Here is a 22,518-nt window from a genome sequence, read left to right on the forward strand (position 1 = left end):
GGTGATACCTCGTGAAGGCCATTCATTGCACTTCTATGGTGAGGGTCATTTTAATTCAACTTCCACCCTGGCCTGGTATGCCCGTTATGACCGGGGACCGCTGCAAGTGACTCCTCTGAGAGGCAACCACCCTGCACTGGTCAGCGGGATCTGGCAAACCGATAGCTTGCCGGGCAAACAGTACTTCTTTGCTCAGGGTACGATGTCTTTTGATGTTCCAGGTACAAAACCGGGCACAACCCTCTGGCATTTGATACGGGAAGCGGAAAATATGTGGGAATAACAGATTGTCCACTGCCTGATAATCATAGGTATTTACACAATTTTCATAAAAAATGGTTAAGGAAAGCCATTTTTCGTCTGTCAATATGGTTTTAAAATCTGGAAAACAAAACCAGAGTACCATGAGAAAACAGGTAAAAAATTTAATCATTAAAAGTAAAAAGCAGTGATTAAAGATTTTTTAAAGCGAGTAAAAGATTCGATGCTCTTCTGACATTGGAAGAAAAAACATCAAGAAAAACGGGTTTGAGATTGAATTAATAAGGTGACAAAATAATAACATTAACCCAATAACAAAAACGTGCGATTATATTAAAACATTTAACAGGATTAACCGTATTAAACAAATTATCAGTTAAAAAGCATAAAAACACTTAAAAAAATTAAAGATTATTAAAGAAGTTAACGTTGTTTTTAATACCATTGGTTTATCTGTTATCCTCGCTGGTTTTAAACCTAAAAAAATTACATACAGAAAGGAAAAATGAGAAAACTTAACTATCAGTTTACGGGCATTAAAAAGTTTTCTAGTCGTTATTTTACAAAGTAAGTCATAAAAAAATAGCGCAATAAAGAATAGGTAAAACGGTTAATTTACCCGGGTTTAAGCCCTGAAAAAGATCTGACTATTCGAAAAGATATAAGAGGGTATTTTTATATCATCAGGTTATTTACTGGCTGATTTATTCTCTTCATTCTTTAAATCACTGCTGCGTTGGTTGCTTTCACTTATATTAATCTGTCAGACCTTTCACCCTTGTTAATGCGATTAAAGCATCGGAGAAAGCCAATAAACGACAACACATTATCTGAAATTTTCGATGATGTGAAAACATCCCTTGTTTTTTTAAATGGGTTATCCAACAATCTGGGGCGATACTTTAAGATATCGCCCCATGATTAATTTAGCTCTTAATTCTCTTTAATCGTCAGTTTTAGGCCGCTTTTGTTCTCGGCTTTTCGACCGGGGCTGCGACAGCCAGTACTTCTGGTTCAAACTCATCAACGTTAATAGAACGTAGACGGCTTGCTTCGGCACGTTTCAGAATTTCGGCTTCGTCTGGCGTGATCTTACGTTCTGCGAGTGCGCGCTCTGCCAGTTTATCCAGGCGAGTAAAACCAAGGCGTTTACCTGCTTCGCGACTCAAACGGGCATGGATAGGTTCTGCGGCAATAATATCGTGCAGAGCTTCTTCCAGTAATCCGTGAGGATTGTGCTCGCTTGGTGTCAGATATTGACCTCGGCCAATGCGATCACGGGTAGCCGAAGGTTGTTGTAAGATCTGAGCTAGTTTGTGATCCAGATGGTCGGATGGTGCTGAATGTACACGCCCTAGAGGGAAGACGATAACACGCATCAGACCGGCAACCAGACGATTCGGGAAGTTGCTCAGTAAATTATCTATCGCCTGTTCTGCTTGATATAAGCTATCTTGAACGGCCCACTGAACGAGCGGTAAATCTTCTTTTTGACGACCTTCATCTTCATAGCGTTTTAACGTCGCGGAAGCCAGATAGGTTTGACTCAGAACATCGCCAAGACGGGCGGAGACACGTTCACGACGTTTCAGGCTACCACCTAATACCCCCATTGCCACATCTGATAATAGCGCAAGGTTGGCACTCAAGCGGTTTAGTTGCTGATAGTAACGGCGTGTTGCATCACTGACCGGTGTGCTGCTGGTGCGGCCATTGGTTAAGCCAAGCCAGAAGCTGCGTAACATGTTACTGGCAACGTGACCAAGGTGGCTAAACAGTGCCTTATCAAAGTCTTTGATACGATTATTTTCAGCCGCAGCCATTTCATCAAGAACATAAGGATGGCAGCGGATAGCTCCCTGACCGTAGATAATCATGTTACGGGTCAGAATATTGGCGCCTTCAACGGTAATGGCGATAGGTGCGCCTTGGTAAGCGCGAGCAAGGAAGTTGGATGGACCAAGGCAAATACCTTTACCACCGGCAATATCCATTGCATCAATAACAGATCTTTGGCCTCTGTGGGTGCAGTGATATTTGACGATAGCGGATAACACAGAGGGTTTTTCACCTAGCATGATACCGGTTGTTGCAAGCGTTGAAGCGGCATCCATCAAATAGGCGTTACCGGCAATGCGTGCCAGTGGTTCTTCAATCCCTTCCATTTTACCAATTGGCATTTTGAATTGGCGGCGGATATAAGAGTATGCGCCAATCGCCATAGCGACACTTTTCAGACCGCCGGTTGCATTTGACGGCAGAGTGATACCGCGGCCGACAGACAGACATTCAACCAGCATGCGCCAGCCTTGTCCGGCCATTTTTGGCCCGCCAATAATGTAGTCGATCGGAACAAAGATATCTTTACCGCGAGTTGGCCCATTCTGGAATGGAATATTCAGTGGGAAATGGCGATGACCAATTTCTACCCCCGGTACATTGGTCGGGATCAATGCACAGGTAATGCCCAATTCTTCTGTATCACCCAATAAATGGTCAGGGTCAGACAGTTTGAAAGCCAAACCGAGTACGGTAGCGATAGGTGCAAGTGTGATATAACGTTTGTTCCAGGTCAGGCGCATACCCAGAATTTGCTCGCCTTGCCATTCTCCCATACAGACTACGCCTGTATCTGGGATTGATCCGGCATCAGAGCCAGCTTCCGGGCTGGTCAATGCGAAACATGGGATCTCTTCGCCACGGGCAAGTCCGGGTAGATAGCGGTTCTTCTGCTCTTCGGTGCCATAATGCTGTAACAATTCCCCCGGGCCGAGAGAGTTAGGCACACCTACGGTGATTGCCAGAATGCCGGATGTCCCCGCCAATTTTTGCAGGACTCGCGCCTGTGCATAGGCTGAAAATTCCAGACCGCCATACTCTTTTTTAATGATCATGGCAAAGAAGCGCTGTTCTTTCAGGTAACGCCATAACTCAGGCGGCAAATCAGCAAGTTCATGGCTTATCTGGAAATCATTGGTCATACGGCAAGCTTCTTCTACCGGACCATCCAGAAATGCTTGTTCTTCAGCGGTTAACTGAGGCTTTGGGTAGTCATGCAATTTTTTCCAGTCGGGTTGACCGCGGAATAGTTCACCTTCCCACCAGGTAGTACCTGCATCAAGAGCTTCTTTTTCCGTGCGAGATAGGCTTGGCATCACCTTACGGAAGGCTTTTAAGGCCGGAACAGTCAATAAGGAGTGGCGCATTGGCGCAAAATTCAGTGGGAACAGAATAATGGCCGTTGGTAACAACATCCAGTAGCTCCATGCATCAATAGCGCCCATCAAGACGGTATAGACAAGGAGCAGTAGGCTGCTGAGACTGAGATTGACTTTGTGATAGCAAAGTATCCCAATCAATACTAAGAATAGAATAATACTCAATGTGGTCATAATAAAAGCTCCTGGTTAATCTCAGGGTCAGGTAAGTCATCAGAGGTCGGACCTGTTAGGGTGTTCTTCTCTTTTTAGACCATGAAATTGTTTTTAGCAATATCTTTACATCTTAATTACAATCTAGCTCACAAACTCGTGGTGATCGGCAGCGGATTAATTCTCCAGAAACGTGATGTTGTCTTCTTTCAATTCTCTTGATCCGGTAAACTGCCATCCGGCACAACATTAAAGATTACCTGACCGAAGTGAGGAGCCTATGTATCAAGACCTGATCCGTAGTGAATTGAACGAAGCCGCGGATACGCTGGCAAAGTTTTTAAGTGACGATGCAAATATTGAAGCAATTCAAAAAGCAGCGGTATTACTGGCTGATTCATTTAAAACGGGTGGCAAAGTACTGTCCTGTGGTAATGGGGGTTCGCATTGTGATGCGATGCATTTTGCCGAAGAATTGACCGGCCGTTACCGCGAAAATCGCCCTGGTTATCCGGCGATTGCGATTTCTGATGTCAGCCACCTTTCCTGCGTCAGTAATGATTTTGGGTATGAATTTGTTTTTTCTCGTTATGTGGAAGCGGTTGGAAAAGAGGGAGATGTGTTACTGGGTATCTCCACTTCCGGTAATTCCGGTAATATTATCAAAGCAGTTGAAGCTGCCCGCTTAAAAGGCATGAAAGTTATTACGCTGACAGGCAAGGATGGCGGTAAAATGGCAGGAACCGCTGATGTGGAAATTCGTGTCCCGCATTTTGGTTATGCGGATCGTATTCAGGAAATTCATATCAAAGTTATTCATATCCTGATTCAACTTATCGAAAAAGAGATGATTAAAGCCTGATTTTACAGGCTACAGAGGTGGGCAATGTGTGAGTTACTTGGCATGAGCGCAAATGTGCCAACAGATATCTGCTTTAGTTTAGGTGGTCTGATCCAACGGGGTGGTCATACCGGGCCCCATAAAGATGGTTGGGGGATCACATTTTATGAGGGGCGGGGCTGTCGCACATTTAAAGATCATCAACCAAGTTACAATTCGCCCGTTGCTCGCTTCGTACAAGAGTACCCGATTAAATCTAGAGTGGTGGTTTCTCATATCCGGCAGGCTAACCGCGGTAATGTCGCGTTGGAAAATACTCATCCTTTCATTCGTGAGATATGGGGACGCAACTGGACTTATGCCCATAATGGGCAGCTTCGAGGTTATCGGCAGCTTGAAACGGGTCAGTATCGTCCCGTTGGGCAAACGGATAGTGAACATGCTTTTTGCTGGATTTTGCATCAACTTTCACAAAAATATCCAAGAACCCCTTCCAACTGGCCTCAGGTTTTTCGTTTTATCGCTTCACTAGCAGACGAACTCAGCAAAAAAGGCGTATTCAATATGTTGCTGTCAGATGGGCGTTTTGTGATGGCATATTGCTCAACTAACCTCTATTGGATTACCCGTCGGGCGCCGTTTGGAAAAGCTAAACTTCTGGATCAGGATGTTGAAATTGATTTTCAACAGCATACACAGCCGAATGATGTTGTTTCTGTCATTGTTACTCAACCGTTAACCGGTAATGAAGACTGGAATCGTATTGATCCGGGTAGCTATGCATTATTTCATCTTGGTGAACGCGTATTGTGATTGATGCTGCAAAAGTGGCGATTTGTCAGGTGTAGCATTAACCGCATATTGACCGTTAATGACGCTGATTACTGCCGGTTGGTGATTTTTTACAAAATAGTCATAGGCCGGTTGCAACTGTAGCCAAAACATATAATGGGAGGATGAACGGTGGCGTAACATATTCTGAGGCGTCATTCTGAATGGATAAATACTGATATTAATTTCATATTGCCCGCGCAATAATGCACTTTCTACATAATCGTAGATTTCATCCATGTAACCGTTAGTCATCGCGTAACAACCGACAGATTTACACTCTCCGTGGATCATTAAATAGTTGCCGGAATAGCCTCTGAATTTATCGTATTCATTGGGAAAACCAAGATTAATAGATCGGTAATACCGACTATTTGGATTGAGCTGATGGGTTTTTACACGATAAAAGCCTTCCGGGCTTTTCAGATCGCCTTCTGTGGTTTTGGGACCAAGGCCGCCAGAGTAATTACAGATGGGATAGCTTTTAGACAGTTGGTAGCTTCCATGACTATTTATAGTATAAAGCTCCAGTGTCCGCTCTTCTTTGAATATTTGGATAAAGACAGGAGAGCCGGTCTGTGCAGGGGAGTTTTTCTTTAATGAAACTAAAGTATCCTGAGCATAGACAGGCGTGAGTGAATGAGAAAACAACAATATTATTGCAGGAAAAACCGCAGTTTTTTTCATGTGACTACCATATAGCGACGTAGTGAGCTGACTAAAAATTTAGCTTAAGATTGCCATGAGTCATCGACTTTGTGAATAGAAAATGACGATGATAACTTTATCACTACAAAGTGATTGTTAGGTTAAAATATAATCGGTTGTCGGTAAAGGTGATATAATCATTCGTTTTTTGCGAACTATTAATGGTTCAGCGCCAAGATTATTCCTGTTTGCTTGAACTAAATCACTTGATTAGTCAGACAGCCCTAGAAGGGAGATGTTAAAATTACCGCCCGGAGATTAAAAGAAAATCGTAACAATTTATCGGAGAATTATAACCTGCGCACGATTCGTGACTTAAGGTTTTTTTTATAGAGTGGCTATGTTACCACCAGGTAATCTGTAGCATATGATTTAATTGATAAACTTGTGCAAATCTTATGATTAAAATTAAAAAAGGACTCGACCTCCCGATTGCAGGAGCGCCTGCTCAAGTAATAGAAGACGGTCCGACGATTCGCCATGTAGCATTGTTGGGTGAAGAGTATGTTGGAATGCGTCCTTCTATGTTGGTTAAAGAAGGTGAGCATGTTAAGAAGGGCCAGATTCTTTTTGAAGATAAAAAGAATCCGGGTGTGGTTTTCACCAGTCCAGCCTGTGGGCGGATTGTGGCGATTAATCGTGGTGAACAACGTATTTTGCAGTCAATTGTGATTGAGATAATGGGGGACGAACAGGTTGATTTTGACCGTTATGATCGTTCCCAACTTTCTCAGTTATCCCGAGAACAAGTGGAAAAGAATCTTATCGATTCCGGGTTATGGACTGCACTACGAACCCGTCCTTACAGCCGAAATCCGGCTCCCGGCTCCTCGCCAAAAGCAATTTTTGTAACCGCTATGGATACTCAGCCTCTGGCTGCGAATCCGCAGGTTATTATTGCTACTGAGGAGGAGGCTTTTGTTGATGGTTTGAATGTGCTGACTAAGCTAACCGAAGGTAAAGTCCATGTTTGCCATAGCGCAGGAAGCTTGCCGAGTGTCAGTAATGATGCGCAAATCACTTATAGTCAGTTCTCAGGTCCGCACCCTGCGGGATTAGTTGGAACTCATATTCACTTTATTGAACCCGTCAGTGCGACGAAAACGGTGTGGCATTTGGGATATCAGGATGTGATTGCTATCGGTAAATTATTCACTACCGGTACACTTTATACCGATCGTGTCATCGCTTTGGCTGGCCCACAGGTTGAGAGCCCCCGTCTTATACGTACCTGCTTAGGGGCTGATCTGCTTGAGTTAACTCAGGATCAGCTTAAAGAAGGTGAAAACCGTATTATTTCAGGCTCCGTATTGTGCGGTACTCAGTCAGATGAGGTTCATCACTATCTTGGTCGCTTCCACACTTTGGTTTCTGTTTTGCGTGAAGGTCGTGAAAAAGAGCTATTTGGTTGGATCATTCCGGGTGCCGATAAGTTTTCTATTACCCGTACCACCATTGGTCATTTCCTGAAAAATAAGCGCTTTGCTTTTTCAACGGCAATGAATGGCGGTGAACGTTCTATGGTGCCAATCGGTAACTATGAGCGTGTTATGCCTTTGGATATCATGGCGACGCATTTGCTGCGGGATCTGCTAGTGGGTGACACCGATAGTGCTCAGGCACTGGGTTGTCTGGAGTTAGATGAGGAAGACTTGGCGCTTTGTACCTATGTCTGTCCTGGCAAATATGAATATGGTCCGGTACTGCGTGAAGTGCTGACTAAGATTGAGCAGGAAGGATGATTTCATGGGCCTGAAAAACTATTTTGAAAAAATTGAGCGCCACTTTGAGCCTGGGGGCAAATTAGAAAAGTATTATCCGCTGTATGAAGCGGTAACGACGGTTTTCTATACACCAGGTACAGTAACTTCTGGTCGTGCTCATGTCCGTGACGCTATCGATCTAAAGCGTATGATGATCATGGTATGGCTGGCGGTATTCCCGGCAATGTTCTGGGGAATGTATAACGTTGGTCAGCAGGCGATTCCTGCGCTGTATCATTTGTACAGTGGCGCGGAATTACAGCAAATTCTGGCGTCTGACTGGCACTATCGTGTCGCTCAGTTTTTCGGTGCGTCACTGACGCCAGGCGCTAGCTGGTGTAGCGAAATGTTGCTTGGCGCGACTTATTTTCTGCCTGTTTACATCGTTGTATTCGTCGTTGGCGGCTTCTGGGAAGTACTGTTTGCCATTATCCGTAAACATGAAATTAACGAAGGATTTTTCGTTACTTCGATTTTATTCGCGTTGATTGTTCCGCCAACGATTCCTCTGTGGCAAGCGGCGCTGGGTATTACATTCGGTGTTGTCATTGCGAAAGAGGTCTTTGGTGGTACAGGCCGTAACTTCCTGAACCCGGCACTGGCTGGCCGTGCTTTTCTATTCTTTGCTTATCCGGCACAGATTTCGGGAGATTTGGTATGGACTGCGGTTGATGGTTTCTCTGGCGCGACCCCGTTATCTCAATGGGCGGCTGGTGGTAGTCAGGGATTAGTGAATACCATTACCGGTCAACCTATCACCTGGATGGATGCTTTCATTGGTAATATCCCCGGCTCTATCGGTGAAGTCTCTACGCTGATGATTTTCATTGGCGGTGCGATGATTCTGTTTACCCGTATTGCTTCATGGCGCATTGTCGCCGGGGTGATGTTGGGTATGGTTGCAACTTCCTACCTATTTAATGCTATCGGTTCAGAGACTAACCCATTGTTTGCTATGCCGTGGTATTGGCATATGGTTCTGGGTGGCTTCGCCTTTGGTATGATCTTTATGGCGACCGATCCGGTATCCGCTTCATTTACCGATAAAGGTAAATGGTGGTACGGCATTCTGATTGGTGTGATGTGTATTCTGATCAGGGTTGTTAACCCGGCATACCCAGAAGGTATGATGCTGGCGATTCTGTTCGCAAACCTGTTTGCGCCATTGTTTGATTATTTGGTAGTGCAAGCCAATATTAAGCGGAGAAAAGCCCGTGGCTAATGATAAACCTAAAAATAATGACAGCGTGGGCAGAACATTTATCGTTGTTTTTGTGCTATGTCTCGTTTGTTCAATTGTGGTGGCAGGTTCTGCGGTAGGGCTGAAATCTCAGCAACAGGAGCAAAAATTGCTGGATAAACAGCGTAATATCCTCGATGTTGCTGGATTACTCAAGCCTCAGATGAGTGCCGATGAAGTTAAAGAAACATTCAAAAGCCGGATTAAAACCGAGTTATTGAATCTGGATACTGCAACCCTTGAAAGCAGCCAAGGCAAGTTTAACCTGAACGATGCATTGCGCAGTGATGATACTAGTATTGCATTACCACCTGAAAAGGATTTGGCGAAAATTCGTCGTCGCGCCAATATGGCCGAAATCTATCTGGTGAAAAATGAGCAGGGTAAAACTCGCGAAATCGTTCTGCCTATTTATGGTTCTGGCTTGTGGTCTGTCATGTATGCTTTTATCTCCGTTGATGTGGATGGCAAAACGGCCCGCGGCATCACCTATTATTCTCATGGCGAAACGCCGGGATTGGGGGGAGAAGTGGATAACCCGCAATGGCGTAAAAAGTGGATAGGTAAAAAACTGTATAACGATGAAGGCAATCCGGCGATCAAAATTGTTCGTGGCGGTGCGACTGCCGATGACTCTTATGGTGTTGATGGCTTGTCTGGCGCGACTCTCACCTCTGCCGGTGTCCAGAATATGTTTAATTTCTGGTTAGGGGATAACGGTTTTGGTCCGTTCCTGAAAAAAGTACGCGAAGGAGCGTTGAAAGATGGCTGATAGTAAAGAAATAAAACGAGTCCTTCTTGGGCCACTTTTGGATAACAACCCGATTGCATTGCAGGTGTTGGGGGTTTGTTCAGCACTGGCGGTAACAACCAAGTTGGAAACGGCGTTGGTCATGACAATGGCGGTAACATTGGTTACTGCCTTTTCCAGCTTTTTTATCTCGTTGATCCGTCATTACATCCCGGGCAGTGTGCGAATCATTGTACAGATGGCGATTATTGCGTCGCTGGTTATCGTGGTAGATCAGATTTTGCAGGCTTATGCTTATGAAATTTCCAAGCAATTATCTGTATTTGTTGGCCTTATCATTACTAACTGTATTGTGATGGGACGTGCGGAAGCCTATGCCATGAAGTCTCCACCTATTGAGAGCTTTATGGATGGTATCGGTAATGGCTTAGGCTACGGGGTTATTCTGGTATTGGTTGGTTTCCTGCGTGAGTTGTTTGGTTCCGGCAAACTATTCGGGATTACCGTGATGGAATCGGTACAGAATGGGGGTTGGTATCAACCTAATGGTTTGTTCCTGTTAGCCCCTAGCGCGTTTTTCATTATTGGTATGCTGATTTGGGGTCTGAGGACTTTGAAACCGGCGCAGGTTGAGAAGGAGTAACTGACAACATGGAACATTTTATAAGCCTGTTTGTCCGCGCCGTCTTTATTGAAAATATGGCGTTGGCTTTCTTCCTCGGTATGTGCACTTTTTTGGCGGTATCGAAAAATGTCAAAACAGCGTTTGGTCTGGGTATTGCCGTCACGGTGGTTTTAGGGATCTCTGTTCCTGCTAATAACCTGGTGTATAACTTGGTGTTGCGTGACGGAGCGTTGGTTGACGGGGTGGATCTCAGCTTCCTGAACTTTATTACGTTTATTGGCGTGATTGCCGCGTTAGTGCAGATTCTTGAAATGATCCTTGATCGTTATTTCCCTTCACTCTATAACGCGCTCGGCATTTTTTTGCCGCTGATTACCGTTAACTGTGCGATCTTTGGTGGTGTCTCTTTCATGGCGCAGCGTGACTATAACTTCTCTGAATCCGTCGTGTATGGTTTTGGCTCAGGTATAGGTTGGATGTTGGCAATTGTTCTGCTGGCTTCTATCCGTGAAAAAATGAAATATGCTGATGTTCCGGCAGGTCTGAAAGGATTGGGGATCACCTTTGTCACTACGGGTTTGATGGCATTGGGATTTATGTCCTTCTCTGGTGTGCAGTTATAAAGGCGAGAAGCATTCATGGATATAATAATTTTAGGCGTAGTGATGTTTACCCTAATTGTGTTAGTACTGACGGCGTTGATTTTGTTCGCAAAATCAAAGTTAGTTAACACTGGGGATATTAGAGTTGAAGTTAATGGCGATCCGGAAAAGAGCTTTACCGCTCCAGCCGGTGATAAATTGCTAAATATGTTGTCAAGCCAGGGGATTTTTGTCTCTTCTGCTTGTGGCGGCGGTGGCTCTTGCGGCCAATGCCGGGTAAAGATTAAAGATGGCGGCGGCGACATTTTGCCGACAGAGCTTTCTCACATTAGTAAGCGTGAAGCGAAAGAGGGTTGTCGTCTGGCTTGTCAGGTTAATGTAAAACAGAACCTGAAAATTAAATTACCGGAAGAGATATTCGGTGTTAAGAAATGGGAATGTGAAGTTATCTCCAATGATAACAAAGCAACTTTCATTAAAGAGCTGAAATTGAAGATCCCTGATGGGGAAGTTGTACCTTTCCGTGCTGGCGGCTATATTCAGATTGAAGCTCAACCACATATTGCTCGTTACTCCGATTACGATGTGCCGGAAGAATACCGAGAGGATTGGGATAAATTTAATTTATTCCGCTTTGTCTCTGAGGTGAAAGAGCCAACAATTCGTGCTTACTCAATGGCAAACTACCCGGAAGAACGCGGTATTATCATGCTTAACGTTCGTATTGCGACGCCGCCGCCAAGAAATTCGGAAGCGCCGCCGGGAATTATGTCTTCTTATATTTGGTCACTGAAACCCGGTGATAAAGTGACTATTTCTGGTCCGTTCGGTGAATTTTTCGCAAAAGATACTGATGCGGAAATGATCTTCATCGGTGGTGGCGCAGGTATGGCGCCAATGCGTTCTCATATCTTTGATCAGCTTAAGCGACTGAATTCCAAACGTAAGATTAGCTTCTGGTATGGCGCCCGTTCTAAACGTGAAATGTTCTATACAGAGGATTTTGATCAGCTAGCGGCGGAAAATGAAAACTTTACCTGGAATGTAGCTCTATCTGATGCACTGCCAGAGGACAACTGGGATGGTTACACGGGCTTTATCCATAATGTTCTGTATGAGAATTATTTGAAGGATCATCCCGCTCCTGAAGATTGTGAATTCTACATGTGTGGGCCTCCGGTTATGAATGCTGCGGTGATCAAGATGTTGAAAGATCTTGGCGTCGAGGATGAAAACATCATGTTGGATGATTTCGGTGGCTGATAGGCCATAATATAGTTTGATTTTAATGACCGGCGCCCACAATCTTGTGGGCGCTAACAATTCGGAAAGAGTAATTAACTGTGCGTAAAAAGATAAGTAGCTGGATAGCGTTAATATTTGCCGTATTGCTGCTGGCGGCATGCGATGGTCTGGAGCAGAAAAATATTCGTGGACAAACAATGGGGACTTACTATTCCATTAAATTTGTCACGGGTTCTTCGGCGCCTTCGCCAGAAATGTTACAAAAAGAGATTGATCGTTTGCTGGAAGAAATTAACGACCAGATGTCGACATATCGCCCTGATTCTGAATTGAGTCGTTTTAATCAAAGCCGTCAAATTGATCGGCCGTTCCCGGTATCGCCCGCGACAGCCAAAGTGGTTAAAGAAGCGATTTACATTAATAAATTGACCGATGGCGCATTGGATGTGACCGTTGGCCCATTGGTTAATTTATGGGGGTTTGGTCCTGAGGGGCACGTGACGAAAGCGCCTTCCGCGAGTGAACTGGAAAAACGCCGTGAATGGATTGGGATAGATAAACTGGTGGTAGAAGGCAATAACCTAATTAAAACCGTGCCAGAGCTGTATATCGATTTATCATCTATCGCTAAAGGTTATGGCGTGGATGTTGTTGCTGAATATCTGGAATCGCAGAATATCAAAGACTATATGGTTGATATTGGGGGTGAAGTCCGTACATCAGGTCATAATGGTAAAGATCTGCCGTGGCGGATTGCGATTGAAAAGCCAACTGACACTGGTATGGCACAGAACGCTCAGGAAGTGATAACGCCTGAAAATATGTCGGTAGCGACTTCTGGTGATTACCGTAATTACTTTGAACAAGATGGTGTGCGCTATTCACATACGATTGATCCAAAAACGGGGAACCCTATTTCTCATAATTTAGTCTCTATTACAGTGATTGCTCCGGCTTGTATGAGTGCTGACGGACTTTCTACTGGATTGAATGTTTTAGGACCGGAAAAAGGAATGGAAGTTGCGGAAAACCTGAGTATCCCGGTTTTTATGATCATAAAAACGAAGAATGGTTTTGAAGAGCGTTACAGTAAAGCCTTTGAGCCATACCTACAGAAAAATCAATGAGAAGGGGAAAGAAGTGCTGAAAGTATTTATTGCGGCCTTCGTCTTTTTCCTGCTGGCTTTTGCAGGAATGTCGTTGGGCTATATGATTAAACGTAAGAGCATACAAGGGAGCTGTGGCGGTTTAAGCAGTATTGGAGTGGAGAAAGTATGTGATTGCCCGGAACCTTGTGATGCTCGTAAGAGACGTATGGCTCGTGAGGCTGCGCGGCAGGTTCAATTAGAGAAACATCGGATTATCTGAGTTTAATAAATCTGTGTAATACTCCTTCCTGAATGCTAATTGAGAACAAAGCTAGTTTGAGATAAAGCAAATAAAAAGTAGAGATGTCAGTTTGATAAAATCCCCTTCACATTAAATGGTTTACTGTGAAGGGGGTTTTTCTAGTACATATTTCGTTAATATATAATCACTAAAGGTTTTAAGATAAAGTGCACAATCTGAATTCATATAAGTATGAAATTCAGGTTATTTAATTGTACCTTTTGAAAACTATTTAATTGACAAAAGGCCCTTTACATTGTGAGAGGGGTTATTTTTTAAATAAGAAATTAAACTTACAACTTAAAATGAAAAATATAAGCAGATTTTAAAATTGTAATATAGGTTATGATGATTTAGTAACATTATTACATATTATTTTATATTTCTTAGTAAATAATTTTCTATTTAATAAAATAAAATTCCAATATTTACAGGGTTAAAATAAATATTTTTATAACCTCAGGATTTTGACAAACTTTATAAAGGCGATACACTTAATGTGAAATTTATAAAGCTATTAAAGTTATAAAACTATTAAAGGAGAAATTTTTATGTTTAAGAAATTATTAGCAGTTGGAACATTAGCAGTAGGTATTACATTAACGGGAGGAATTGGGGCTGCATCGGCAAGCGTATATATCCCCTGGGAAAATTGTTATAGCTCGGGTATATCCCATAACAATGGCCTATATACTCAATATATTGCTAAAGATAGTGGCACTTTTACTAATGTATATGATTGGGCTGGAGTTAGATGGTATCTTAAAGGTTATAAATATTTAGATTATTGTGGAAAATATATCGCTTTATATGAAGGTAGAGGTTTATAAAGTTTTACCTAAAAACCTCAATAATCTGGGCCAAATATTATAAAAATTTGGCTCATTATATTATGTTCGATACTTCTCCCTGCGAGGGGATTAGTTTAATAAATCCTCACGAAAAATATATGCTAAAGTGTTACTCCGGTTATAAAGAAATTAAATGAAATAATGTTAATCACATAGCTTAATATCTTTTACATAGGTATTAGGTGACGCCAAGGATATTCTTTTACATATTAAATAATTTTCACTTTTTAATTTGTAATCTACATAGAAAGATAGAGGAAAACTTAAGGGAAATGAAATAATAGCTATAAACCCAAAACAGTTAATAAAACTGTCGTGATGTTTTGGACAGCGATTTGTTATATTAAGGAAAATAACAGAAGCTATAAGGTATGAAAGAAAAGGAAAAAAATATTATAAAAACAGGGCCTGAGAATATTATTTTATCTTTCATTTTAATTAAGGAAAATAAATTTTCTCCAGCCAAAAAGAAACCTGATAGCGCTAAAATAAAAATAAAAATAACAAGAGCACAGATTATTGGGGTAGACCCAACAGCCGTGTCACCAGCCACTATTTCGATCATGGCTGCCCAAGCCATCACTCTTTGAGCCGGTCAGCCAGTCGTGTCATTAGGTCCATGCGTTCATGGAAAATAGCCACGATCAGAGCAGGAGCTCCCTCACGCGGTAGACAGAAGACGTAATGATGTTCGTACCGCCCCATCCGTAGGCCCAGAAAAAGCGCACTCATGTCTTTGAACACACCTCGGCCATCGGCGAGGTTGGCGATACCCTGTTCTAACATAGCAATGTAGCGGCGCACCTGAGCATCGCCCCATTGCTTGCGGGTGTAGCGGACGATGCCACGCAGGTCGGATTCTGCCGCCGCAGTGAGAACGTAGCCGGTCAAGCCCGGCCCTCAGTCAGTTCTTCATCGAGAATTTCGCTGATGCTCTTGGTAGACACATTGCCAGCAAGTCCCTCGTGGATGCGGGTGCCGAGCAGGGTTTTCAGTTCCTTCCATGCCTGATTGGCATCAACATCGCCGGGAAACAGCCTTTCCAGCGCGTATTGCTTGATGGTCTTGCCCTGCAAGGCAGCCAGCGCTTTCAGGCTTTGGTGCTGCTGGTCTGTTATGTCGATGGTTAGGCGACTCATGGGATAATCTCCAAACTCCAAAATTACACATTCCCACATTAGCACATATGTACTAATGGAGCTATATGACAACATTGGCGCAGGTAGCCGGTAAACAGGTGTTTTACGACACAGGCAAAAATGGTCTGGATGTCCTGTGTGCACATCGCCTAAAAACATGCGGAAAACTCTGTCGTTAGGTACAGCATACGAAAATTCAACGTGAGGGGTTTTTCATAGCTCCCCCAGTTATGGAGAAATTAAATAAGATAATATTAATCACATAGCTTAATATCTTTTACATAGGTATTCGGTGACGCCAAGGATATTCTTTTACATATTAAATAATTCTCACTTTTTAATTTATAATCCACATAAAAAGATAGGGGGAAACTTAAAAAGAATGAAACAAAGGCTATCACCCCAAAACAGTTAATAAAACTATAGTGATGTTTTGGCCAGCGATTTTTTATATTAAGGAAAATAACAGAAACTATAAAGTATGAAAGGAAAGGAAAAGCAAAAAATAGCATAAAAACAGGGCCTGAGAATATTATTTTATCTTCCATTTTAACTAAGGAAATTAAATTTTCTCCGCTAGAAAAAAAAGTAAATAACGTTAGAATAATAAAATAAAAAGCTCCTATAATATGCAAAATCTTTTTTTTATTTACCATAATTCCCCCAGTTATGAAGAAATTGATTGAAATTAGCTTCTGGCGTTCTTGGTTTTCTTTCTATTTCTTTTTTGATTAAATTAATCACAGTTTCACTAATTTTAAATTTTTTATCTAATGAATCAAGTATAGATACTGTTGCAATACCTACTAAAAGCATAATACCAGCCACAACAATTACGCTAGCACCAGTAGCAAATGCAGTTGCTGCAAAAGTCCCAATAACCCAAGAAGCAAAAGCCGCTACTGCTGCTTTAGCCATATCTACTGAAATATTGCCTAAGAAATCAGCCAATGTGTATTCATCCTTAAAGATGTATTCAACCGCTCGATAAGCTGAGGAAAATAGTATATTGAATTTAACTCCCTTAACTATGCTACTATTTATTCCCTGTTGCCCTATCCCCATAGAGATCATCTTCATGTTAGAAGCACTGTATCTTGAAGCATTGATGATTTTTCTAAGCCCCGCATGACCTGAGATTTTAATATATCTTTGCCCATTTTTACCAACATACTCTGTGGCTTTAATTCCTAATTTTTTAAATTCTCCTACTACATTTGCAAAGTCAAAAGCATCACGTATATTACCTGCATAGGGTGATATAGGATCGGTAACTGAAAATATTCTCTTTACCCGTCATCTTTCAAGTTGCTTCTTTGTTGGCTGCACTCACTCACCCCGGTCACATAGTTATCTATGCTCCCGGGGATTCGCTCCCTTGCCGCCGCGATGCATCTTGAAATCCATAGGGTATTTATAAATGGGCTTTTTGGTGTTGGCGAATCAATCTCCTCTAAAACAAATTTCGCTTCCTCTAAGGACAGTAGTGCAATATACGCTGTATTCTCGTTTAACTGTTTCTCAAGACCAATAGTATCAAAGGATTGATCTTGAGGTTTTAAGTGATTAATCCCAATATGACCTCTTAGAAAATCCCCCATATAGCCTTCCCAAGAGGGGTTGTATCTTTTATGTGTCATCGTGAAATTTCCTTTAATATTCTTAAAATCAAAAGTCGTCACATCGATATTTAACGGACGGAGTTTCCGATTTGAGTATAACATCGTTGTGTAAAAAAAAGCCATATTGGCTACATAGTAGCAAAAAGTTGGATAAACGCAACGCGTCAGCCATTATATTCCTACTAAAATAATTCCTGATAAAATGGTGCCATAAACTTAAGCTATTTAAATATTCAGGTTTTAATAATGCTTAAAACTGAGTAACAGAACGGAGGCGCCACACCCAAATTTTATTTAACCTGAAAAGACGGGAGTGAATATAAGTGTGGAAATGGTAAAAACAAAGATGCTTAAAATTCTGTTATCCCAACTATCTCTAGCTTAAACGGTTGAGTCGTGCACATCAAGATCATGATGTTATCCATGCTGTCATACGAGGGAGTGCGATTAATCATGACGGTGGCCGTAGCAATGGTATCACTGCACCTAGCAGCATCGCACAAACCGAGGTGATTACGGCAGCATGGCATCAAGCAGGGGTCACAGCTACTGATATTGGTTACATAGAAACTCATGGTACGGGCACTAAAATTGGTGATCCGATAGAAGTGCAAGGTTTAGTCGATACATTCGCCGCTTATGACGTGCAACAGGAGCCTTGTGTCATCTCTTCTGTAAAAAGTAATTTTGGACATTTAAGTGGTATGGCTGGGTTGGCGGGGCTTGTTCGTATTATAGCTCAATTCCGCACTGGTCAGATTTTCCCTACGGCTCACTTCCAACAGTTGAATCCATTGTGTAGATCTACAGAAGAGCTGCCGATACGTGTCTCTTCCTCTTGTGAGCCGTGGCCACGCCAAGGTCAGCGTCCTTACTGCGCGGGAATCAGTGGGTTTGGGCTAAGTGGTACTAATGTGCATTTAGTCGTTGAAGAGGCCCCCTCAACTTTAAGGCACAAAAAATACGAGATAGATGAGAGGTTGGTGCTGATATCGGCACAGACGACACAAGATCTCAGCACTTACCTAAGTGCTATAACTAATGCGTTATCCTCAACCGAAGCATCAATTGACGAGATTGCCGATATATTAATGTTGGGACGGGAGCATTTCCCATATCGTTGGAGCTGTGTGGCTTCATCTGTTTCGCATTTAGTGCAGCAACTCACGAACCACGGTTCAATCTCGCTATCTTCATCTTCACCATCATCTTCGTTATCTGTTGGTCTTATTTTTGATGAATGCTCTCCAATAGATATTCAACTATTGATGAAACGAGGAGAAACATTTCCAGCTTTTCATCGTGTAATAAAACAAGCAGAGAACTTATGTTCAGGGAAAACTTGGACGCTTCGGCAGCGCTGGATTATTTGGTTGTTGGGACATCACGCGGTATTGACAGCGTTTGGGGTGACAATTGACTTATTACTGGCCTACGGTGTGGGGAAATTGGCCGCACAGGTCGTCGATGGTGGTCTTGAATTTGTTGATGCATTGCGTCTTGTTGATGAACTGGTCACTGATTCAACATTTGATCACCAGCGTTTGCAAACCTTGTTGCAAGAACAGGCCGAACTATGCTTGGTGAGATTCAGTCGTTGTGGTGAGCTTGCAACAGCCATTAACACGTTGGGTTATCAGTCATACGATAGTGAAAGATCTCTGTTGACATTGCTTGGAGATTGGTTTGTCAATGGTGCCAATCTGGATTGGCAGCAAGGGTGTGAACGCAAGATAAATCGTCGTCTTGAACTGCCATTTGCTCCTTTTGTTGCCACCTATTGCTGGCCAGAGACTATTGAGAACCCTGCTATGGTTTCTGATGTTGTACCGCACACTTCGATATCAAATTCAGGAGAAAATGTTGAAGAGATATTGTTGACTCAGGTCAGAGAAGTGCTGAAAGAGCCGAAATTAACACTTGACGATGATTTTTTTGCGGCCGGAGGTAATTCACTTAATGGTGAGCAACTTGTGGTTCGGCTGAACGAGGTATTAGGTACGAATCTGAAATTGATGGATTTGTTGGATTGCCTGGATCTGAATGAGTTTTATCAATTGGTGAAAGACAGTGTTCAATTATCCTCCGTATCTACAACACCGGAGATAGAAACAAGGAACAATAAACATATACTTTCTGGTCAGCAATTAGCAATTTGGGCGGCAACGGAAATTGCTGGTGAGTCTGGCGCTTATAATGTTCCCGCTGCTCTGCTTATCAATGCGGAGGCGGATGTTGCCTGGCTGGAAAAAACGCTAACTGAACTTGTCTTACAACAGTTGATGCTGCGTTGTAGTCTGGAATACAACGAACAAGGCGTTAACCCGGTAATCCATCCTCCGATGCAGGTCAAACTGGTTCATAGTGAAGTCGATTTAACAAAATACACTATTGCAACGGGCATACCCGTTCTGACTCAGCGTTTACAGCAGATGGTTGAAGCGCCGCTCTCACCTTATGGTATTCCTCCCACACGATTCGAGCTGTTGCAAGTGAATTTTAGCGATGGAGTACGTCAAGCACTATTGCTGAATTTTCATCACCTGTTTTTTGATGGCTGGTCATGGCGATTGGTATTGGCAGCTCTTAGTGGTGGCAAGATATCCCCGCCTGTGAACGACTATTTAAATTACGCGATGGAGCAATATACCTTACTTGAAAGTGAACAGGGTCGGAAACTGGAGGCTTTCTGGTATGAATATTTGGCAAACATCCCAATTCTGCTGCTGCCTTGTGATGGTGAGGGCGGGACAGCATCTAACCTCCAGGGTGCTAATTTACCTGTGATGATATCGAAGGATGTTACTGAGAGGTTGAGGCAGATGGCGATGAATTCTCGCGTAACAGTGCAAATGATAATGTTGACAACTTGGGTGGCATTACAATGGCAGATAAGTGCGCAGCATGATATTTGTGTTGCTATGCCGGTGGCTAACCGGCAACTGAAAGATGAAAACACCATTGGTTGTTATGTTAATACCGTGATTGTGCGTGCACGGCTTGATCCACACCAGCCATTTCACGTAGTGCTGAATGCGGTTAGGCAGGCATCACTCAGTGCGATTTCACATAGTGCATTTCCTGCTGATCGAATTCAGAAACTGATGGCAAATACTTCCTATCATCTCACAATGTTTGATTTTCAGAATGATGTTGATCCTATTAAGGTATTAGGGGGAAATGGAGCCGCTGTCGAATTGCTGGATGTCGATCCTAATGGCGCAAAATATCCACTCAATCTTACCTGTATTGAATATGGTGATGAACTTCAAGCGCGATTGGAATATTCCACTTCTCTTTTCTCACAAGACACGGTTTCTCGCTGGTTGAATATTTATATAGGTGCACTGACACAGCTAGTGACATTAGGCGAGGAAACCACTCTTTTCGCCTTATTTGATGGTCAAGACGATGTTTTTAGCGATATTCCAGATTTTCAGTTCTAGATGTGGATAAAAAAATGACAACTATGAAGCTGATTGATCGTGAATACTGGCTGATGCGGGTTGGTGATTTAACTAAGGCCGCTGCTGCAACCGCAGATATTTTTCCTCACCATGAGGGATCTTTGGTAAGTGCGCAATGTCCGCTTTCCTCCGTTGTTACTGACCGACTGAAACAAGTAGCGGGCAACTCTGAATTGCTGACATGGGCAATTTTGGCGGCAGTGACTAGTATCGTGTTGCGCCGTATTGGGGGAGTATCCTCTGTTGTATTGCATATTAATACAGAACAAGGCAAGCGTTTGCCTGTCTTATTGACTGTACCTCCTGCTGTGACTTTTCGTGAATGGTTAAGCAATGTTCGCATGGCTGCTGTTGAGGCGATTAATCATGGATCGATAGACAAGGCGCTGTTGATGCCGTTCTTGGAGCATTTCATGCCTATTGTCGTTAATTGCGCTCAGACGGGAACTGGGATAGTTATCGAACTTATTGATGGTGTAGTGAGTGTTAGTGGAATTGTTGCTGAGGCTCAGACGCTTCATCATTTAGCGACAGGTATCGCTACACTGTTAAACAAGGGGCTTTTTGATCTCGACATCTGTCTGAATAATATGGCTATCGTCGATGACGCGATGCAAACAAAATTGCTAGCCAGATTCAATTCACAACCTGATTATAGCTCAGGAAAATCGTTTTATCGGCTAGTGTTGGAGCAAGCGGAAAGTAACCCCCATGCGATAGCTCTCCGTGATAAAACAGAATCGCTTACCTATCGGGAACTATTTCGGTTGGCGTCATCGGTAGCATTGAAGTTAAAAAATGCAGGCATTAGCAAAATCCGCCGTAAACCCTCGCCCAATGCGGGCGGTGATATAAGGCGAAAAGCCCGCAGGGCTTTCAGGTTATTAACCATCACGTTCACTGCCAGCTTGGGGGGGACATGACCAAAAAAAGCGGTTAAAATACATAAACTATCCCGATGAGCGCTGACGATGTTAAGAGCCACAAAAGTACGCATCTACCCGACACCAGAACAGGCAGAATTTCTCAATGCCCAGTTCGGCGCTGTTCGTTTTGCGTACAACAAGGCTTTGCACATCAAAAAACAGGCTTATCGGCGGCACGGTATAAGTTTAAGCCCCCGTAAAGATCTGAAGCCTTTATTGGCTGTAGCGAAGAAATCCCGTCAGTATTCATGGCTCAAAGAGTATGATTCTATCGCGCTACAGCAGGCGATAATCAATCTTGATGTGGCTTTTTCCAACTTTTTCAATCCGAAACTGAAAGCACGTTTCCCAACATTTAAGCGTAAGCATGGAAAACAATCCAGCTATCATTGCGTTGGAGTGAAAGTGCTTGACGGTGCAATCAAAATCCCGAAAGCCTCGCCGATTGCAGCCCGGTTGCACCGTGATATTACGGGTACGTTGAAAAGCATCACGTTGAGTCGCAGCGCGACAGGGAAATACTATGCGTCGTTACTCTGTGATGATGGAGTAGAAGTGCCAGCCAAGTCAGCATTGATAACCAATATCACGGGGCTTGATGTAGGGCTGAGTCATTATGCAATCAAATCAGACGGTACAAAGGTAAGTAATCCACGACACCTAATTAATGCCAGTCGAAACTTACGGCGAAAACAAAAAGCCTTATCCCGCAAGCAAAAAGGGAGTGCCAATCGTCGTAAAGCCCGAATACAGCTAGCGGGTGTACACGAACGGGTAGCTAATGCCCGTGCTGACTTTCAACATAAACTCTCTCGAGCAATTGTTGACGAAAACCAAGCGGTAATTGTAGAGACGTTGAAATCAGTCAATATGATGAAGAACCATA

21 protein-coding genes and 2 pseudogenes are annotated in these 22,518 nt (G+C 43.1%); 15 read left to right on the forward strand and 8 right to left on the reverse strand.

What is annotated here, in order from left to right; translation table 11 throughout:
• A pseudogene (locus Phpb_RS26965) lies at positions 1–283 on the forward strand (hypothetical protein); the annotation flags it as partial.
• A 934-nt stretch (positions 284–1,217) separates the two neighbouring features.
• Here the strand turns inward: Phpb_RS26965 and fadE are convergent.
• Positions 1,218–3,653 carry an acyl-CoA dehydrogenase FadE gene (fadE, locus tag Phpb_RS15640; RefSeq protein WP_065391149.1) on the reverse strand — a complete coding sequence of 812 codons (2,436 nt, stop codon included), beginning with the start codon at positions 3,651–3,653 and terminating at the stop codon, positions 1,218–1,220.
• A 259-nt stretch (positions 3,654–3,912) separates the two neighbouring features.
• On the opposite strand from fadE, the gene lpcA reads away from it, so the two are divergent.
• The gene (gene lpcA / locus Phpb_RS15645; RefSeq protein ID WP_046396936.1) at positions 3,913–4,494 is read left to right on the forward strand and encodes a D-sedoheptulose 7-phosphate isomerase; all 582 of its coding nucleotides are present in this window, start codon (positions 3,913–3,915) and stop codon (positions 4,492–4,494) included.
• A gap of 24 nt (positions 4,495–4,518) precedes the next feature.
• The gene (locus tag Phpb_RS15650) at positions 4,519–5,286 is read left to right on the forward strand and encodes a class II glutamine amidotransferase (RefSeq protein WP_065391150.1); all 768 of its coding nucleotides are present in this window, start codon (positions 4,519–4,521) and stop codon (positions 5,284–5,286) included.
• On the opposite strand, the gene Phpb_RS15655 is transcribed toward Phpb_RS15650, so the two are convergent.
• Positions 5,257–5,991, reverse strand: a complete 735-nt coding sequence (locus Phpb_RS15655) for a L,D-transpeptidase family protein (RefSeq protein WP_065391151.1) — start codon at positions 5,989–5,991, stop codon at positions 5,257–5,259. The two genes, Phpb_RS15650 and Phpb_RS15655, sit on opposite strands and share 30 nt — an antisense overlap.
• 419 nt (positions 5,992–6,410) lie before the next feature.
• Between Phpb_RS15655 and Phpb_RS15660 the strand changes: the two genes are divergently transcribed.
• From Phpb_RS15660 to Phpb_RS15700, 9 genes are all read left to right on the forward strand, one after another.
• Entirely contained in the window at positions 6,411–7,754 is a 1,344-nt protein-coding gene (locus Phpb_RS15660; RefSeq protein WP_065391152.1) for a Na(+)-translocating NADH-quinone reductase subunit A, read from the forward strand.
• Positions 7,755–7,758: 4 nt separating this feature from the next.
• Complete coding sequence (locus Phpb_RS15665; RefSeq protein WP_065391153.1) at positions 7,759–8,997, forward strand: NADH:ubiquinone reductase (Na(+)-transporting) subunit B; 1,239 nt, start codon at positions 7,759–7,761, stop codon at positions 8,995–8,997.
• A complete protein-coding gene (locus Phpb_RS15670) occupies positions 8,990–9,787 on the forward strand; it encodes a Na(+)-translocating NADH-quinone reductase subunit C (protein ID WP_065391154.1) in 798 nt (265 codons plus the stop codon). The genes Phpb_RS15665 and Phpb_RS15670 overlap by 8 nt, the downstream gene beginning before the upstream one ends.
• Positions 9,780–10,409, forward strand: coding sequence for an NADH:ubiquinone reductase (Na(+)-transporting) subunit D (locus Phpb_RS15675; protein WP_065391155.1), 630 nt, complete (start codon positions 9,780–9,782; stop codon positions 10,407–10,409). Before Phpb_RS15670 ends, Phpb_RS15675 begins: the two co-directional genes overlap by 8 nt.
• Positions 10,410–10,417: 8 nt before the next feature.
• On the forward strand, positions 10,418–11,014 hold the full coding sequence (nqrE, locus tag Phpb_RS15680) for an NADH:ubiquinone reductase (Na(+)-transporting) subunit E (protein WP_065391156.1): 597 nt from the start codon (positions 10,418–10,420) through the stop codon (positions 11,012–11,014).
• A gap of 15 nt (positions 11,015–11,029) precedes the next feature.
• Positions 11,030–12,256: an NADH:ubiquinone reductase (Na(+)-transporting) subunit F gene (gene nqrF, locus Phpb_RS15685; RefSeq protein ID WP_065391157.1), complete on the forward strand. Its 1,227-nt coding sequence runs from the start codon at positions 11,030–11,032 to the stop codon at positions 12,254–12,256.
• Positions 12,257–12,336: 80 nt separating this feature from the next.
• Positions 12,337–13,365 (forward strand): FAD:protein FMN transferase, encoded by a 1,029-nt coding sequence (locus Phpb_RS15690; protein WP_065391158.1) that lies wholly within the window; start codon positions 12,337–12,339, stop codon positions 13,363–13,365.
• A 13-nt stretch (positions 13,366–13,378) separates the two neighbouring features.
• Complete coding sequence (nqrM, locus tag Phpb_RS15695) at positions 13,379–13,606, forward strand: (Na+)-NQR maturation NqrM (RefSeq protein ID WP_040152259.1); 228 nt, start codon at positions 13,379–13,381, stop codon at positions 13,604–13,606.
• Between the two features lie 572 nt (positions 13,607–14,178).
• Positions 14,179–14,457: an LCI fold-containing protein gene (locus Phpb_RS15700; protein ID WP_065391159.1), complete on the forward strand. Its 279-nt coding sequence runs from the start codon at positions 14,179–14,181 to the stop codon at positions 14,455–14,457.
• A gap of 165 nt (positions 14,458–14,622) precedes the next feature.
• Here the strand turns inward: Phpb_RS15700 and Phpb_RS23945 are convergent.
• The 6 genes and pseudogenes from Phpb_RS23945 to Phpb_RS24985 form a co-directional block, all read right to left on the reverse strand.
• A pseudogene (locus Phpb_RS23945) lies at positions 14,623–15,043 on the reverse strand (DUF1240 domain-containing protein).
• Positions 15,044–15,057: 14 nt separating this feature from the next.
• Entirely contained in the window at positions 15,058–15,369 is a 312-nt protein-coding gene (locus Phpb_RS15710; protein ID WP_065391161.1) for a type II toxin-antitoxin system RelE/ParE family toxin, read from the reverse strand.
• Complete coding sequence (locus Phpb_RS15715; RefSeq protein ID WP_021326740.1) at positions 15,366–15,617, reverse strand: plasmid stabilization protein; 252 nt, start codon at positions 15,615–15,617, stop codon at positions 15,366–15,368. Before Phpb_RS15715 ends, Phpb_RS15710 begins: the two co-directional genes overlap by 4 nt.
• A gap of 254 nt (positions 15,618–15,871) precedes the next feature.
• Positions 15,872–16,273: a DUF1240 domain-containing protein gene (locus Phpb_RS15720; protein WP_065391162.1), complete on the reverse strand. Its 402-nt coding sequence runs from the start codon at positions 16,271–16,273 to the stop codon at positions 15,872–15,874.
• Complete coding sequence (locus Phpb_RS15725) at positions 16,263–16,682, reverse strand: hypothetical protein (RefSeq protein WP_240492573.1); 420 nt, start codon at positions 16,680–16,682, stop codon at positions 16,263–16,265. Before Phpb_RS15725 ends, Phpb_RS15720 begins: the two co-directional genes overlap by 11 nt.
• Positions 16,683–16,906: 224 nt before the next feature.
• Positions 16,907–17,257 carry a hypothetical protein gene (locus Phpb_RS24985; RefSeq protein WP_065391164.1) on the reverse strand — a complete coding sequence of 117 codons (351 nt, stop codon included), beginning with the start codon at positions 17,255–17,257 and terminating at the stop codon, positions 16,907–16,909.
• A 371-nt stretch (positions 17,258–17,628) separates the two neighbouring features.
• Here Phpb_RS24985 and Phpb_RS15735 point away from each other — a divergent pair, with 371 nt between their 5' ends.
• The 3 genes from Phpb_RS15735 to Phpb_RS15745 all read left to right on the forward strand — a co-directional run.
• A complete protein-coding gene (locus Phpb_RS15735; RefSeq protein ID WP_065391165.1) occupies positions 17,629–20,685 on the forward strand; it encodes a condensation domain-containing protein in 3,057 nt (1,018 codons plus the stop codon).
• Positions 20,686–20,699: 14 nt separating this feature from the next.
• On the forward strand, positions 20,700–21,629 hold the full coding sequence (locus tag Phpb_RS15740) for a hypothetical protein (protein ID WP_065391166.1): 930 nt from the start codon (positions 20,700–20,702) through the stop codon (positions 21,627–21,629).
• A 48-nt stretch (positions 21,630–21,677) separates the two neighbouring features.
• Positions 21,678–22,518: RNA-guided endonuclease InsQ/TnpB family protein (locus tag Phpb_RS15745; protein ID WP_240492574.1), on the forward strand; the 841-nt coding region annotated here is incomplete at its 3' end.

The sequence above is a fragment of the Photorhabdus namnaonensis genome (assembly GCF_001684335.1).
GTDB classification, from domain to species: domain Bacteria; phylum Pseudomonadota; class Gammaproteobacteria; order Enterobacterales; family Enterobacteriaceae; genus Photorhabdus; species Photorhabdus namnaonensis.